Genomic DNA, 14,258 nt, shown 5'->3' on the forward strand with positions numbered 1-14,258 from the left:
AGCGGCCTGGAATGCTGACGGCCGTGCAGGACTGGCCCGGTCGGGTGGGGTACTGGCAGATCGGGGTGCCGCCGTCCGGACCGATGGACGACCTGTCCTTCCGGCTCGGGAACGTCGCGCTCGGCAACGACGAGGGCGCTCCGGGGCTCGAGTGCACGATGGCGGGCCCGGCCCTGCGGTTCGCCGAATCGACCACCGTCTGTGTCACCGGGGCGCCAACCGCCGTCACTGTCGACGGGCGGCCCGTCCCGTCCTGGCAGGCGGTCGCCGTGCCCGCCGGCGGCGTCCTCGATGTCGGCGCGGTCAGCGGTCCCGGCCTGCGGATCTACGTCCTGGTCCGGGGCGGATTGAGCGTGCCGGACTACCTGGGCAGCGCCGCGACGTTCACCCTCGGTCGGTTCGGCGGTCACGAGGGCCGGACCCTGCGCGAGGGCGACGTGCTCGTCGCGGGCGGCGGGGCATCGAACCCGGCCGCCGCCCAACCCGTTCCGATGGAGCACCGGCCGGTGATCGGGGGTCACTGGGAGATCGCGGTCACCGAGGGGCCGCACGGGGCGCCGGAGTTCTTCACCAGGGAGGACATCGACACCCTGCTGGCCACCGACTACGAGGTGCACTTCAACTCGGACCGCACCGGCGTCCGGTTGATCGGGCCGAAGCCGGACTGGGCGCGCGCCGACGGCGGCGAGGCGGGGCTGCATCCGTCCAACATCCACGACAACGCCTATTCGGTCGGGGCGCTCGATTTCACCGGCGACACCCCCATCCTGCTCGGGCCCGACGGCCCCAGCCTCGGCGGTTTCGTCTGCCCGGTCACCGTGGTGGCGGCGGAACGATGGAAGCTCGGGCAGCTCAGCCCGGGGGACACCATTCGATTCGTTCCCATCCGCACGGCCCACGCTGCGTCGAGAAGCGAACTGGGACTTGGGCGCCGGGCCAGCCTGTCGACGGTCTTCGGTCGGGGCGGCGACGGCGACGACGGAGTGATCGCAAGGCGGGACGGATCGACCCAGGTCACCTACCGGCGCTCCGGCGACGACAACGTGCTCGTCGAGTACGGCGACATGAGCCTCGACCTGGCGTTGCGGGCGCGGGCGCACGCCCTGCATCAGCGGCTCGAGGCGGAGAAGCCGGCCGGTCTGCTCGACCTGACCCCCGGTATCCGGTCGCTGCAGGTCCGGGTCGACCCCGACGTGCTTCCGGTCCGGAAGCTGATGGGCCTGCTCGCCGAGGCCGAGGACCAGCTCCCCGAGGCCTCGGAACTGGTGGTGCCGAGCCGAGAGGTCAGGATGCCGTTGTCCTGGGACGACCCTTCCACCCGCGAGGCGATCAAGCGGTACATGCACGGCGTCAGGGCCGACGCGCCCTGGTGCCCCTGGAACATCGAGTTCATCCGGCGGATGAACGGTCTGGAATCGGTCGACGACGTCTTCGAGACCGTCTTCGGCGCACAGTATCTGGTCCTCGGGCTCGGCGACGTCTACCTCGGAGCGCCGGTGGCGACCCCGCTCGACCCGAGGCACCGGCTGGTCACCACCAAGTACAACCCGGCCAGGACCTGGACGCCGGAGAACGCGGTCGGGATCGGCGGCGCCTACCTCTGCATCTACGGGATGGAGGGCCCCGGCGGTTACCAGTTCGTCGGCCGCACCACCCAGGTGTGGAATCACCGGCACCCGCAGCGGTCGGGACCGTTCGAGGACGGCACCCCGTGGCTGCTGCGATTCTTCGACCGGATCAGTTGGTACCCCGTCGAACCCGACGAGCTGCTGGAGCTGCGGGCCGAGACGGCCGCGGGCGGAGCGGGCGGGGTCCAGATCGTCGACGGCAGCTTCTCGCTCGCCGAGCACGACCGGTTCCTCGCGGAGAACGCCGAGTCGATCGCCGGGTTCCGGGCCACCCAGGCCCGGGCGTTCGGGGCCGAACGCGAGGCATGGTCCGCGGCGGGGGAGTTCGCCAAGACCGAGGCAAAGGAGGTGGCCGCGTGACGGCGGTGGAACGGGTCAGGGCGGCGTATCGCGCGATCGAGGCGGCCGACCGGCCGGAGATCTGGATCCACCTGCGCCCTGAGTCGGAGGCGCTGGCGGAGGCGGAGGCGGTTGACCGGCGCGCCGACGCACCGACGTTGCGTGGCACGGTGCTGGCGGTCAAGGACAACGTCGACGTGGCGGGGATGCCGACCACCGCCGCCTGCCCGGAATTCGCCTTCGTGCCGGAGTCGGACGCCGAGTCGGTTGCCGCGCTGCGGCAGGCGGGCGCGGTGGTGATCGGGAAGACGAATCTCGACCAGTTCGCGACCGGTCTCGTCGGCACCAGGAGTCCATACGGCGCGGTGCGCGATTCGCGTCGCCCCGAGTACATCTCGGGCGGCTCCAGCTCGGGCTCCGCCGTGGCGGTCGCGCTCGGGCTGGTTGACCTCGCGGTCGGCACCGACACCGCCGGATCGGGCCGGGTGCCCGCCGCCCTGCAGGGGATCGTCGGGATCAAACCGACCTATGGGGTCGTCTCCGCCGAGGGTGTGGTGCCCGCGTGCGCGTCCTACGACTGCGTGACGATCTTCGCGCCCGACCTGCACTCGGCGACGCGGGCGATGGCCGTGCTCGCCGCGGGCGCGCCGGGCCGGGCATGGCCCGCGGACGTCCGGCTGGCCGCGCCGTCGCGTCCGCGGGTGGCCGTGCCGCGCGAGCTGCCCGGCCTCGATGACGATTGGTCGGCGGCGTTCGGCGCGGCGGTCGACGCGCTCGCCGAATCCGGCGCCGAGATCGTGGAGATCGATCTCGGCCCGTTCCTCGAGGCCGCCAGGCTCCTCTACGACGGGGCGTTGGTGGCAGAGCGATACGCGGCAGTCGGGGAGTTCGTGCGTTCGCGGCCCGACGCCGTCGACCCCACCGTGCGGGCGATCGTCGCGCCTGCGGGCGAAATCGAGGCGCATCGGCTGATCGCCGACCGGAATCGCCTGCACCGGTTGCGGGCAGAGGCGATGGTGCGGTTGGCGGGCATCGACGCCCTGATGATCCCCACCGCACCGGAGCATCCGACCATCGCCGAGGTCGCGGCCGACCCGATCGGGGTGAACTCACGGATGGGGACCTACACCAACTTCTGCAACCTTTTCGACCTCTGCGCGGTGGCGGTGCCCGCCGGGACCGCGGGACCGGCGCATTTCGGGGTGACCGTGCTCGCCCGCGCCTTCGAGGATGCGGTCGCGGCGGACATCGCGGGGATGGTGAGCGGTTCGGTGGGCGAGGGGTGGTCCGCCGCGGCGGCGCCGTCGGTCGAACTGGCGGTGTTCGGCGCCCACCTGCTCGGCCAGCCGCTCGAGCATCAGCTCACCGCGCTCGGCGCCCGCTGGCTCGGGCCGGTGTGGACCGCGCCGAACTACCGGCTCACGGCCTTGGACACCGTGCCCCGCAAGCCCGGACTGATCCGGGTGGCGGACGGTGGGGTGTCGATCGCGGGGGAGAAGTGGCGGCTCTCCCCAGCCGCCCTCGGGCGCTTCCTCGCCGAGCTGCCGACGCCGATGCAGCTCGGCTCGGTCGAGTTCGACGACGGCAGCTGGGGGACCGGATTCGGGTGCGATCACGCCGCGGCGGCCGGTGGTCGCGACATCAGCGAGTACGGCGGTTGGAAGGCGGCGCTGGCGGCGGGGGCGCTCGGCTGAAGACTGGTGTTCTCGCACCCTCGACGGGTGGCCGCGCGCCTGCAATTGTTGAGGTGTGACTCGAGGAGGCGAGCAGGATGGACGTGAAGCAGTGGTCGGTGAGCGTCGTCATCGACGAGCACGAAGGCCGAACACGGGCCAAGGCCCGGCTGAGCGCAGGCGACAAACCTGAGATGGTCGGCGTCGGGCTGGCCAGGCTGAACCCGGAGGACGCCGATGTACCGGCGATAGGCGACGAGCTGGCGTCCGCGCGTGCACTGGCGGACCTGTCCCACCAACTGATCGAGGCCACCGCGGCCGATATCGAGGAGGTCACCAAGCAGCCGTCGAATCTCTTCAGCTGAGGCAGGCCGCGATCAGCGCAGGGTGCTGCCCAGATTGTCGGCGAGAGCGGCGAAGGTGATCTCGTCCGATCGGAACCCGACGTAGCCGTCCGGGCGCACGAGGTACCCGGTTCGGTCGCCTGCGCCGTAGCCGGCGGCGAACCTGCCGTCGGCGTCGCGCATGGTGATCCCCGATACGCCGGGCAGGTCGGCCTCCCTTGCGACGATGAGGCGGCTGCGCACGGCAGGCCCGAAACGGTCGGTCACCTCGGCGGCGAGCGCGAGCTGCGTCTCGGCGCCCTGCGCGTCGGAGGCCCACAGCAGCAGCGTGTGGCCGGGGTGACGGAAGAGTTCGTGCAGGCGGATCGGGAACGCCACGCTGTCCTGTCGCAGGCCCGCGGCATCGGGCGCGCGATCGCCCGGGCGGGGGACCGCGTCGGCAGGCCCGGACCCGATGCCGACCAACGGGCTCGAGGGATAACCGACGAGCAGCTGTGCCTCCCGCACGATCGCCTCGGCGGGGTCGGCCATGTCCGCGCCGATGCCCTCCCGCGCGCTCTTGACGGTGCGCCCGACCACCTCCTCGCCGACGGGGTGCCGTTCCTCGTGATAGCTGTCGAGCAGAGCAGGCGCCGCCGATCCGGTCACCGCCAGCGCCAGCTTCCAGCCGAGGTTGTATGCGTCCTGGACGCCGGTGTTCATGCCCTGCGCGCCGGTGGGCGGGTGGATGTGCGCGGCGTCGCCTGCCAGGAACACCCGACCGACGCCGTACCGGCCCGCCAGCCGATGGCTGATCCGGAAGACGGAGGACCACCGCAGGCTGCTCGCGGTCGTCGGCTGGGGTGAGAGCCGGTCGAGCACGGCCTGCACGTGTCGCAGCTCGGGCCGTCGCCCGCCCTCGAGGCCGTGCGCTATCTCACCGGAACCCGCCGGGGCACTGGCGAGTTCGTCGGGAACCAGCATCGAGACCCGGTAGCGCCTGTGGCCGGGCAGCGGGATGCAGACCAGCAGGTCGTCCGTGACGCCGTCGGTCTGATGCATGGCACGGACGCCGTACCCGGTTGGCATGGTCCAGTCCACCTCGACGTCCGCGAGCATGTACTCCTCGGCGAAGGCGCCGCCCTCGAACGAGATGCCCAACCCCTTGCGAACCAGGCTGTGCGCGCCGTCGCAGCCGACGAGGTACTGCGACTCGACGGTGAACTCCCCGAACCCGTCCCTGACCGTGGCGCGAACCCCGGACGGATCCTGTTCGAACCCGGTGAGTTCGGTGCCCCTGGTGACCTGGCCGCCGAGGCCGTCCAGCGCCTCGCCGAGGACCCGTTCGGTCTCGTACTGCGGGAGCGCGAGGAATCCGTACGGGACCTCGGGGGGCAGGGTGAGGTCGAGCTGGGCGACATTGGCGCCGTTGACGTACACGAGCTGACCGCGCATCGTGGTCGCCGCGTCGAGCGCGGGGCGGGCCACTCCCATCGCGTCCCAGACCTCGACGGTGCGGGGTTGGATGCCGACGGCCTTCGCGTAGGGAGCGCGCTCGGTGAGACGGTCGACGACGATGACGTCGACCCCGCGCCAGCGCAGCTCCACCGCGAGGGTCAATCCGACCGGGCCGGCCCCGACGATCAGCACATCGGCCGTCACGGGTGCCACCTGCGGTTCGACTGCCGAGGTCATCCTCGGATTCTGTCAGAGCCCGCCGAGTCGGGTGAGCAATTCGATCGCACCGTCGGCGGTGGCCCAGAGCGCCTCCATCTCCGCGGTCGCGGCGGGCGCTGTCTGCGGATTCTGCAGGGCGAATCCGTTGGCGAGGGTGAGGGTGTTGTACCCGCTGTCGGCGGCGCGCAGCAGCAGCTCGGAGGCGACGCCCTCGCCCGCGAGCCGATCGAGACCCTCACCGAGGAAGTAGAACCGCCACAGGGGGCCGAGGTCGGCGCCGTAGGCGGCATTCGTCCTGGTGACGATCGTGTCCCCGTCGGTGGCGATGGAGTCGACGATCTTGTAGTAGTCGGCCACGTTCCGCTCGGTGGTGCCGGTCGTGGCGACGGCCCGGGCGAGGTCGACCGTCAGGTGCGCGTTGTAGCCGATCATGGCGACCCGGGCGGGGGACATGGTGCAGTCCCGACTCAGTGCGAAATAGCGCCCCCAGGCGGGTTCGGTTGGGGCGCCGGTGAACTCGGCATGCACGTTGTCGAGGTAGCGGCGCAGCAGATCGGTGCTGATCGCGTGGGCCCACTCGGGGGTGACGAAGGCGGCGCTGTCGCGTTGCAGCGGCATGACGGCCCGCTGTACGACGGCGTCGAGTCCGATGCCGAACAGTCCGCGCCGGTCGCCATGCGAGACGAGGATGTCGGAGATCCGTTGCTGGCGGACCACCTCCTCCTCGAGTCGGTCCATCGATGCGGTCGCGGTGATCGTGGACGTGTCGGACAGTGCGGCGACGGTGCCCGCCTCGGCGGCGGACAGCGGGGTGCCGCAGGCCGAGGCAGGCAGGGGATCGGCTGCCGCGGGCTGGGCGAGGGCGATCGAGGCGAGGAGCGTGATCGAGGAGAGGGCGGCGAGGCGGGAGACGGACGTGCGGGCGGTGGTCCGGCGCAGGCTCATCGCCGGAGTGTAACGACCGTGGTGCGGCGGCGCCGGTTGTCCGGGAGCGCACTTGACAGCGCCTAGAACACGTGTTCGACTCTCTGTATGCGATGGCAGGGGCAGGCTCTCGACGCCGACGACGGCGCCCTTCCCGGACTCGCCCGGGCCGGGCTCGTCCGCACTGTACAGACGCCCGAGTTCGAGGGCATCACCTTCCACGAAGTGCTCTGCAAGTCCGCGCTGAACAAGATGCCCGACGAGTCCACGCTGCCATTTCGTTTCACGGTCAATGCGTTTCGCGGCTGCTCCCACGCGTGCCGTTACTGCTTCGCCAGGCCGACCCATGAGTACCTCGACCTGGACGCGGGCCGTGATTTCGACAGTCAGGTCGTGGTGAAGACCAATATCGCCGCCGTGCTCAGGCGCGAGCTGGCCCGTCGGTCGTGGAAGCGAGAGCATGTCGCGCTCGGGACCAACACGGATCCCTACCAGCGGGCCGAGGGGCGTTACCGGCTGATGCCCGGGATCATCGGGGCGCTCGCGGAGTCGGGGACGCCGTTCTCGATCCTCACCAAGGGCACCCTCCTGCGTAGGGACCTGCCCCTGCTCACGCTGGCGGCGCGCCAGGTTCCGGTGGGGATCGGGGTCTCGCTCGCGATCGGGGACCCGGACCTGCAGAAGGCAATCGAACCGGGCACGCCGTCGCCGAAGGCCCGGCTGGAGCTGATCAGGGCGATCACCGATGCGGGATTCGACTGCAACGTGATGGTGGCACCGGTGATCCCGTATCTCACCGACACGACTCGACATCTCGATGCGCTGCTCGGCGCGATCGCGGAGGCGGGCGCGACGGGGGTGACGGTGTTCCCGATGCACCTTCGGGGCAGTACCAGGGGCTGGTTCCTGAACTGGCTGGCCGAGGAACACCCCGCGCTGATCCGCAGGTACCGGCAGCTCTACGGCCGAGGCGCGTACGTGACCCCGGAGTATCAAACGTGGCTGCGCGAGCGGGTGCGACCCATCGTCGAGAAGTACGGGCTCGGCGGTCGCTCGGAGCACCGACAGGAGTCCGCGCCCGCGCGCGCTCGCGAGCTTGTCGGGGCAGGCGCCGCGCCCGCGCTGACGCTGTTCTGACGCGGCGCCGAAACCTATAGTGGTAGTAGGGAAATAGTTTTCTTCAAAGGTCGGCAAGATGTCCGGGTGCTCCCGCTCGGGGTTGGTTCGCGGGGCGGTGGGTGGCGTGCTCGCGGCAGCGATCTGCGCGGGCCTCACCCCCGGTGAGACGGCAGCTCCCGGCTGGTCGGCCGCACCCGCGCACTCGGCGTTCAAAGCCGAGGATGACGGCCCCTGCGGGCCGTTCCCGGATGCGTTGGCGACCGCGGTCGAGCGGGCGGCGGCGGACGGTGACATCGTCGGGATCGCCTTCGTGGACCGAGAGGCGGACGTCTACCTCGGCGCGGGCGACACCGAGGTGAGCTTCCCGGCGGCGTCCCTGACGAAGCTGTTCATCGCCGACGACTATCTCCATCGCAGAGCGGCGACGGCGACGGCGATCGACCGCGAGATGCTGGCCGGTGTCGTGTCCATGCTGGCCACCTCAGATGACGGCGGGGCCGAACTGCTGTGGACGCTCGGCGGCGGTCCGGCAGTGGTCGAGCGCGTCGCCGAGCGATACGCGCTGTCCGCGACCTCGGCGGCCGACGCATGGTGGGACACCGCAGTCACGGCCGCCGACGTCGCCCGCTACTACGACGGCCTGCTCTCCGGGCGAGGCGGCCTCTCGGCGCCCGCGCGGCAGATCATGATCGCCGGGTTGCAGGCGACCACGCCCGTGGCCGCAGACGGATTCGACCAGGATTTCGGGGTCTGGGCGACGCTGGAGCGGTTGGGCGGACCGGGACTCAAGCAGGGCTGGATGACGACGGGGGACAGGACGATCCGGCACTCGACGGGGTTCGGGGGACGGGACCACCGATACGTCCTGGTGGAGCTCGCGGCCCTCGACCCCGGGTCGCCGTCCGTCGCCGACGACATCGCGAACGCGGGCGCGAGTGCCAGGGCCACCGCGATCGTCGAGGCCGCGTTGCCCGCGAGGATCGCCGAGACCGCCGCTTGCGTCAGCACGCCGTGACGGCCGCTTTGGCGCCCGCACCATCGGGGTCGGCGAGTACATTCCGCTGTAGCGGCACGACCATCCGACCACGGAGTGTGCGATGACCGACGACAGCGAACCGAACGCGGAGCGGGTGCCCGCACCGGTGGCCGATGAGGGCATGTCCACCTATCGCCGATGGCTGCGGACCGCGATCATCTACGTCCTGCTCGCCGTTGCGGGCTACCAGGTGCTCGGCTGGCTGCTGCACAACCTGCGCGGGTTCCTCGGCATGCTCTTCCTCGCGTGGCTCTTCAGCGTCACCATCGAACCGGTGGTCGACTGGTTCGAACGTCGTGGCTGGCGCCGCGGCGCGGGCACCGGGCTGGTGCTGGTCTCGCTGCTGCTGTTCGCTATCGGGTTCCTGGCGGTGTTCGGCGCGCTGCTGGCGGAGCAGCTCGCCCAGCTGCTCACCGCGCTGCCGGGGGCCGTCACGCGGCTGACGGAGTGGGCCAACCGGACCTTCGACACCAACTTCTCGACCGGAGAGGACCTCCTCAAGCTCACCCCGGACACCATTCGCGAACTCGCGCAACGCTTCACGCCGGGTGTGCTCGGGGTGGTCTCGTCCCTGCTCGGGGTCGTGTTCCAGGCGATGACCCTGCTGCTGTTCGTGTTCTACATGTCGGCGCAGGGCCCGGCTCTGCGCCGGACGATCTCGAGCTGGTTCCCGGCCCGGCAGCAGCAGGTCATCTCCACCGTCTGGGAGATCTCCGTGGAGAAGGCAGGCGGCTATGTGGTGTCCCGATTGATCCTGGCGGCGGTGAGCACCGTGGGCACCGGCATCTTCCTGATGGTGATCGGGGTGCCGTACTGGCTCCCGCTGGCCATCTGGACCGGTGTGGTCTCGCAGTTCATCCCGACCCTCGGCACCTACCTGGCAATCGCGTTGCCCGCGATCATCGCCGCCGCGGCGCAGCCGATCGACGGGGTGTGGGTGGTGGCCTTCGGGACGGCGTACCAGCAGGTCGAGAACTACCTGCTGCATCCTCGGATCACCTCCAAGACCGTGTCGATCCACCCCGCGGTCGCCTTCGGCTCGGTGATCGTCGGGGCGTCGCTGTTCGGGGCGATCGGCGCGCTGGTGTCCGTCCCGGTCGTCGCGGTGATCCAGTCGCTGGTCGAAACCTACGGTCGCCGTTACGAACTCATCCACGATCTCCAGACCGAACCCGTCCCGCCAGCCGAGTAGCAGCGGGTGGACGCGTCGGGGCCGGTCAGCGGTTGAGCGCGGTCGGGTTGTTGAGGTCGCGGGCCGCGTAGGTGTTGCAGGCGCTGACCTGGCCGGTCTGGTAGCCGGTGGCGAACCACTTCATTCGCTGATCGGAGGAGCCGTGGGTCCAGCCCTCCGGGTTCACCCGGCCGCTCGTGGCCTGCTGGATCCTGTCGTCACCCACCGAGGAGGCGGCGGACAGGGCGTCCCGGATGTCGTTCTCGCTCAGCTTCTTGAGGAACGGTGCACCGCCGTCGGGGGCCGGCTTGGTGTCCGCGTAGTGCGCCCAGACGCCCGCATAGCAGTCGGCCTGCAGTTCGGTCCGCACCGCTCCGGACGTGGCGCCCTTCGGGTCCGCCTGCGCCCGGCCGATGTCGCCGAGCTGGTTCTGGATGTGGTGGCCGATCTCGTGCGCGACCACGTACTCCTGCGCGAGCGGGCCCGCGCTCGAGCCGAACTGGTCCACCAGCAGCTGGAAGAAGCTGGTGTCGAAGTAGGCGGTGGAATCGGCCGGGCAGTAGAACGGGCCGACGTCGCTGGTGGCGTTGCCGCAGCCGGTGTTCACCGCGCCGGAGAAAAGCATGACGCCGGGCTGTGCGTAGCGGACACCGGTCTGCTTCTGGAGTTCCTCGCCCCACACCGAGTCGAGGCTCGCCGTGGTGAACGCGACCCGGCAGTTCACGTCGCGGTTCGCGTCCGCGCCGGTCTGGCAGTTCTCCAGCTCCGAGATCGAGCCGGTCCCCAGCTGGGCGGAGTCGGAGGCGCCGGTCAGCCCGCCGAGCAGCGAGCCCGGGTTGCCGCCGAGCAGCAGTGCGAGCACGAGCACCACCAGTCCGCCCAGGCCGCCACCGAGCGCGGCCTTGCCGCCCCGACCGCCGCCGCCGCGGTGGCCGCCGCCGACCGTCACGCGCCCCGAGTCCATCCGCGCACCCTCGTTGAAGGTCATCGTCGTCGCTTTCGTTCGAAGTCGAGGAACTGCGGATACAGCTTTACACGCGATCGCGCGCAAAGTTCCGACTGCGCGGTTATGTCTTCTGCATGTCTCTCCGTAGGATCGCACCAACTGAGAAGTCGCTGGATAACTGTGGAAGGAACCCCGTGCTGCGCACCCACCTCGCCGGCTCGCTGCGAGCCGAGCACGCCGATCAAACCGTCACCCTCACCGGATGGGTTGCCAGGCGTCGCGATCACGGCGGAGTGATCTTCATCGATCTGCGCGACGCCTCCGGGGTGTCCCAGGTGGTCTTCCGTGAGGGCGAGGTCGCCGAGCAGGCCCATCGCCTGCGCGCCGAGTACTGCGTCAAGATCACCGGCAGCGTCGAGGTCCGGCCGCAGGGCAACCAGAACTTCGAGATCCCGACCGGTGCGATCGAGGTCAACGCGACCACGCTCGAGGTGCTCAACGAGAGCGCCCCGCTGCCGTTCCAGCTCGACGACCAGGTCGGCGAGGAGGCGCGCCTCAAGCACCGCTACCTCGACCTGCGTCGCGAGGGTCCCGGCCACGCGATCCGGCTCCGCTCCAAGGTCAACGCGGCCGCCCGCGAGGTGCTGGCACACCACGAGTTCATCGAGGTCGAGACCCCCACCCTGACCCGTTCCACCCCCGAGGGCGCCCGCGACTTCCTGGTTCCCGCGCGCCTGCAGCCGGGTAGTTTCTACGCGCTGCCGCAGAGCCCGCAGCTGTTCAAGCAGCTGCTGATGGTCGGTGGCATCGAGCGCTACTACCAGATCGCGCGTTGCTACCGGGACGAGGACTTCCGCGCCGATCGGCAGCCGGAGTTCACCCAGCTCGACATCGAGATGAGCTTCGTCGAGCAGGACGACGTCATCCACCTCGCCGAGGAGATCCTCGCCAACGTGTGGAAGCTGATCGGTCACCAGATCAGCACCCCGATCAAGAGGATGACCTACGCGGAGGCGATGCGTCGCTTCGGTTCCGACAAGCCGGACCTGCGTTTCGGGCTCGAGCTCGTGGAGTGCATGGAGTTCTTCAAGGACACCACCTTCCGGGTCTTCCAGGCCGAGTACGTCGGCGCCGTTGTGATGCCGGGAGGGGCGAGTCAGCCGAGGCGTCAGCTCGACGGCTGGCAGGAATGGGCCAAGCAGCGCGGCGCCAAGGGACTGGCGTATGTCCTCATCGGTGAGGACGGGGAGCTGACCGGGCCGGTCGCCAAGAACCTGACCGATGCCGAACGCGAGGGCCTCGCCGCCCACGTCGGTGCCAAGCCGGGCGACTGCATCTTCTTCGCGGCGGGCCCGACGAAGCAGATGCGCGCCCTGCTGGGTGCCGCCCGCGGCGAGATCGCGCGCAAGCAGGACCTCATCGACCCGAACGCGTGGGCCTTCGTGTGGGTCGTCGACGCGCCGATGTTCGAGCCGACAGCCGACGCCACCGCCAGCGGCGACGTCGCCCTCGGCTACAGCGCATGGACCGCCGTGCACCACGCCTTCACCTCGCCCAAGCCCGAGTCGATGGACACCTTCGACACCGATCCCGCCAACGCGCTGGCCTACGCATACGACATCGTCTGCAACGGCAACGAGATCGGTGGCGGCAGTATTCGTATCCACCGCAAGGACATTCAGGAACGCGTCTTCAAGGTGATGGGGATCGACCACGAGGAGGCGGAGGACAAGTTCGGCTTCCTCATCGACGCCTTCTCGTACGGCGCGCCCCCGCACGGCGGCATCGCGTTCGGCTGGGACCGCATCACCGCGCTGCTCGCCGGGATGGACTCGATCCGCGAGGTCATCGCGTTCCCCAAGTCGGGCGGCGGAGTCGACCCGCTCACCGACGCGCCCGCGCCGATCACCCCGCTGCAGCGCAAGGAGTCGGGCATCGACGCCAAGCCCGAGCCAAAGGGCAAGCCGGAGGAGTCGCAGGCAGACACCGCGGCCTCCTGAACGGGCCAGGGAACCCGACCGGCCGCACCTGTGGGTGCCCGGTCCGGTCGGGTCCCGTCCCGGCGGGGCCGGGCACCGCGGACGAAGTCCCGATGAATATTCCATACAGATCGGTCTGTTTCTGCAGGTCCGCACCGCGGGCCCCTCGGTAGCGGACCGGACGGGCGACCGAGGGGACCCGCGTCGGGTCCCGGGCGGGTAGGTTGGACGGCGATGACCGCACTATTGGCCGACCCCGTTTCAGAGGTAGTCGCAGCAGCCGAGCAGCTGCTGGAGCGACGTACCGGAGCTCCGGTCACCCTCGTTGACCCCATCGACCTCGGCGGCAGCGGCCGCACGGTCGTGTTGCGCGTCCGCTGCGCCGAGAATCCCTTCTCGCTGCCGCGCACGTTGGTGATCAAGCAGGTCCGTGAGCTGTCCCCGGAAGCCGAGGCCAGGCGCATCGCCGCCTACGCGGCGCAGCCCGACGAAGAGCCGCGCGTTGTGGACACCGCCTTCCTCCGCGAGGCCGTCTCGTACCAGTTCGCGACCGCGCTGGCGACCGACAGCAGGCCTGGCCCTGAGCTGATCGCCTACGACCTCGATGCCCGACTGCTGGTGCTCACCGACCTCGGTGACGCCACCCCGATCGCCGAACTGCTCCAGCAGGCCGACGAGGCGGCGGTCACCAACTCGCTGATGGCGTTGGCCCAGGCGATCGGCCGGATGCACGCCGCCACCGTGGGACGCGAGGAGGACTTCACCGCGCTGCTGCGCCGCGCCGACGTGCCGCACTTCGGCAACAGCATCTCCGAGCAGGTGGTCGCCTCCGCGCCGAAGGTGCCCGCGTTGCTGCGGCGCGAGCTCGGCATCGAGGTCGGCCAGGACATCGTCGATCTCGTCGGGCGGGCAGCGCGACTGTTCGACGGCGGCCGCTACCGCGCCTTCAGTCCGTCGGACCTGTGCCCGGACAACATCATCGTCAACGATGCAGGGGTCCGCTTCCTGGACTACGAGTGGGGCGGGTTCCGCGACGCGACGCTCGACATCGCCTACGCCCTCGTGTCGTTTCCCGGCTGCCTGTGCGGGGTCGAGCTGTCGCCGGAACGCTCGGCGGCGATGGCCGAGGCCTGGCGCGCCGAGGTCGTCGGCATGTGGCCGCAGCTCGCGGACGACGAGGTGCTCTGCGCCAGGATGCTCGAGGCCCAGCTGATCTGGGTCTGGCTCTCGACCTACTGGTTCCTGCCCGACGATCACGAGCGGATCGCCGCTGCCAGGGAGCATCACCTGTCGTTGCCGCGATCGAAGGCGCTGATCGCGCGGTGGAACACGCTCGCGGCCTGTGCCGACCACGCCGGGTCTCCCGACGTTGCCGCGCACGCCCGTGAGGTCGCGGACCGGCTCGCGACGTACTGGATGTAAGCACGACGAGGCCCGGTCCGC

The 14,258-nt window shown here is 70.3% G+C and carries 11 protein-coding genes; 8 read left to right on the forward strand and 3 right to left on the reverse strand.

The features are described from left to right. Window positions 1-11 precede the first annotated feature (11 nt). From RM1_RS10950 to RM1_RS10960, 3 genes are all read left to right on the forward strand, one after another. A complete protein-coding gene (locus RM1_RS10950; RefSeq protein WP_425528698.1) occupies window positions 12-1,988 on the forward strand; it encodes a 5-oxoprolinase/urea amidolyase family protein in 1,977 nt (658 codons plus the stop codon). Beyond that, window positions 1,934-3,661: an allophanate hydrolase gene (gene atzF, locus RM1_RS10955; protein ID WP_072751318.1), complete on the forward strand. Its 1,728-nt coding sequence runs from the start codon at window positions 1,934-1,936 to the stop codon at window positions 3,659-3,661. The genes RM1_RS10950 and atzF overlap by 55 nt, the downstream gene beginning before the upstream one ends. A gap of 77 nt (window positions 3,662-3,738) precedes the next feature. Further along, window positions 3,739-4,005 (forward strand): DUF1876 domain-containing protein, encoded by a 267-nt coding sequence (locus RM1_RS10960; protein ID WP_072751319.1) that lies wholly within the window; start codon window positions 3,739-3,741, stop codon window positions 4,003-4,005. A 12-nt stretch (window positions 4,006-4,017) separates the two neighbouring features. Here RM1_RS10960 and RM1_RS10965 read toward each other — a convergent pair whose 3' ends face one another. Together RM1_RS10965 and RM1_RS10970 are read right to left on the reverse strand one after the other, a co-directional pair. Further along, complete coding sequence (locus RM1_RS10965; protein ID WP_072751320.1) at window positions 4,018-5,658, reverse strand: FAD-dependent monooxygenase; 1,641 nt, start codon at window positions 5,656-5,658, stop codon at window positions 4,018-4,020. Window positions 5,659-5,670: 12 nt separating this feature from the next. Continuing rightward, a complete protein-coding gene (locus RM1_RS10970; RefSeq protein ID WP_072751321.1) occupies window positions 5,671-6,585 on the reverse strand; it encodes a DUF5995 family protein in 915 nt (304 codons plus the stop codon). 87 nt (window positions 6,586-6,672) lie between these two features. Here RM1_RS10970 and RM1_RS10975 point away from each other — a divergent pair, with 87 nt between their 5' ends. The 3 genes from RM1_RS10975 (at window position 6,673) to RM1_RS10985 (ending at window position 9,911) form a co-directional block, all read left to right on the forward strand. Continuing rightward, entirely contained in the window at window positions 6,673-7,701 is a 1,029-nt protein-coding gene (locus RM1_RS10975) for an Rv2578c family radical SAM protein (protein WP_072751322.1), read from the forward strand. 58 nt (window positions 7,702-7,759) lie between these two features. After that, a complete protein-coding gene (locus RM1_RS10980; RefSeq protein ID WP_143069444.1) occupies window positions 7,760-8,698 on the forward strand; it encodes a hypothetical protein in 939 nt (312 codons plus the stop codon). 142 nt (window positions 8,699-8,840) lie between these two features. Further along, the gene (locus RM1_RS10985) at window positions 8,841-9,911 is read left to right on the forward strand and encodes an AI-2E family transporter (RefSeq protein ID WP_072751423.1); all 1,071 of its coding nucleotides are present in this window, start codon (window positions 8,841-8,843) and stop codon (window positions 9,909-9,911) included. A 25-nt stretch (window positions 9,912-9,936) separates the two neighbouring features. Here RM1_RS10985 and ypfJ read toward each other — a convergent pair whose 3' ends face one another. Beyond that, complete coding sequence (gene ypfJ, locus RM1_RS10990; RefSeq protein WP_072751324.1) at window positions 9,937-10,878, reverse strand: KPN_02809 family neutral zinc metallopeptidase; 942 nt, start codon at window positions 10,876-10,878, stop codon at window positions 9,937-9,939. 152 nt (window positions 10,879-11,030) lie between these two features. Between ypfJ and aspS the strand changes: the two genes are divergently transcribed. Both aspS and RM1_RS11000 read left to right on the forward strand, forming a co-directional pair. After that, entirely contained in the window at window positions 11,031-12,836 is a 1,806-nt protein-coding gene (aspS, locus tag RM1_RS10995; protein ID WP_072751325.1) for an aspartate--tRNA ligase, read from the forward strand. Between the two features lie 213 nt (window positions 12,837-13,049). Beyond that, window positions 13,050-14,237 (forward strand): phosphotransferase family protein, encoded by a 1,188-nt coding sequence (locus tag RM1_RS11000; RefSeq protein ID WP_072751326.1) that lies wholly within the window; start codon window positions 13,050-13,052, stop codon window positions 14,235-14,237. Window positions 14,238-14,258 lie beyond the last annotated feature (21 nt).

The sequence above is a fragment of the Rhodococcus maanshanensis NBRC 100610 genome (assembly GCF_001894865.1).
Classification (GTDB): domain Bacteria; phylum Actinomycetota; class Actinomycetes; order Mycobacteriales; family Mycobacteriaceae; genus Rhodococcus_G; species Rhodococcus_G maanshanensis.

Excerpts from the sequence above, each read along its gene's own strand:
- RM1_RS10965 (WP_072751320.1), bottom strand. The coding sequence starts at position 5,658 with ATGACCTCGGCAGTCGAACCGCAGGTGGCACCCGTGACGGCCGATGTG.
- RM1_RS10970 (WP_072751321.1), bottom strand. The coding sequence starts at position 6,585 with ATGAGCCTGCGCCGGACCACCGCCCGCACGTCCGTCTCCCGCCTCGCC.
- ypfJ (WP_072751324.1), bottom strand. The coding sequence starts at position 10,878 with ATGACCTTCAACGAGGGTGCGCGGATGGACTCGGGGCGCGTGACGGTC.
- RM1_RS11000 (WP_072751326.1), top strand. The coding sequence starts at position 13,050 with ATGACCGCACTATTGGCCGACCCCGTTTCAGAGGTAGTCGCAGCAGCC.
- RM1_RS10950 (WP_425528698.1), top strand. The coding sequence starts at position 12 with ATGCTGACGGCCGTGCAGGACTGGCCCGGTCGGGTGGGGTACTGGCAG.
- RM1_RS10975 (WP_072751322.1), top strand. The coding sequence starts at position 6,673 with ATGCGATGGCAGGGGCAGGCTCTCGACGCCGACGACGGCGCCCTTCCC.
- RM1_RS10960 (WP_072751319.1), top strand. The coding sequence starts at position 3,739 with ATGGACGTGAAGCAGTGGTCGGTGAGCGTCGTCATCGACGAGCACGAA.
- atzF (WP_072751318.1), top strand. The coding sequence starts at position 1,934 with ATGGTCCGCGGCGGGGGAGTTCGCCAAGACCGAGGCAAAGGAGGTGGC.
- RM1_RS10985 (WP_072751423.1), top strand. The coding sequence starts at position 8,841 with ATGTCCACCTATCGCCGATGGCTGCGGACCGCGATCATCTACGTCCTG.
- RM1_RS10980 (WP_143069444.1), top strand. The coding sequence starts at position 7,760 with ATGTCCGGGTGCTCCCGCTCGGGGTTGGTTCGCGGGGCGGTGGGTGGC.